At 53.0% G+C, this 600-nt stretch carries 1 protein-coding gene; it reads left to right on the forward strand.

Going from position 1 to position 600, the window contains the following annotated elements; genetic code table 11:
- The first annotated feature begins 83 nt into the window (after nt 1-83).
- Complete coding sequence (tnpA, locus tag PSOLE_RS23460) at nt 84-515, forward strand: IS200/IS605 family transposase (protein WP_003460108.1); 432 nt, start codon at nt 84-86, stop codon at nt 513-515.
- The last annotated feature ends 85 nt before the right edge of the window (nt 516-600 follow it).

A 600-nucleotide genomic window follows, 5' to 3' on the forward strand; every position in this document is an offset into this window, starting at 1 on the left:
TTTATTTTCCATCGAAAGGTTAAAACCACCGGCTTTCAGCCGGTGAGCTTTAGCGCCACCATGCGGGGCTGGAGGGCAAGCGCATGGATTACAGATACGGCAGTCATACGGTCTACCAGATCGAGTATCACTTTGTTTGGGTGACTAAGTACCGATACAAGGTGCTCAGCGGTGAGGTTGCTGAGCGAGTGCGAGAGCTGGTGAGACAGACGTGCGAAGCATTTGAAATTCGGATTGTGAAAGGTGTGGTGAGCAAGGATCACGTGCATATTCTGGTGAGCAGTCCGCCGAATTTGGCGCCGAGTGAGATCATGAGGCGGATCAAGGGGCGTACGGCGAGCAAGCTTTTCGAGGAGTTTCCCCATCTGAAAAAGCGCTATTGGGGGCAGCATTTTTGGGCTCGCGGGTACTTTTGCGCGACGGTTGGGCAGATGACGGAAGAGATGATCAAGCAGTATCTGGAGCATCATTTTGAGCCGAGCCCGAACGATAATTTCAGGATGGAGCCTGACTGATCCGACGCGTCGTTCAGTCGACGCGTATCCGGACTTTCAGTCCGTAAGTCACTAACCCACCGACTTCAGTCGGTGGTTGTTGAGT

This window comes from Pseudomonas oleovorans subsp. oleovorans (assembly GCF_002197815.1).
Classification (GTDB): domain Bacteria; phylum Pseudomonadota; class Gammaproteobacteria; order Pseudomonadales; family Pseudomonadaceae; genus Aquipseudomonas; species Aquipseudomonas oleovorans.

Excerpts from the sequence above, each read along its gene's own strand:
- tnpA (WP_003460108.1), top strand. The coding sequence starts at position 84 with ATGGATTACAGATACGGCAGTCATACGGTCTACCAGATCGAGTATCAC.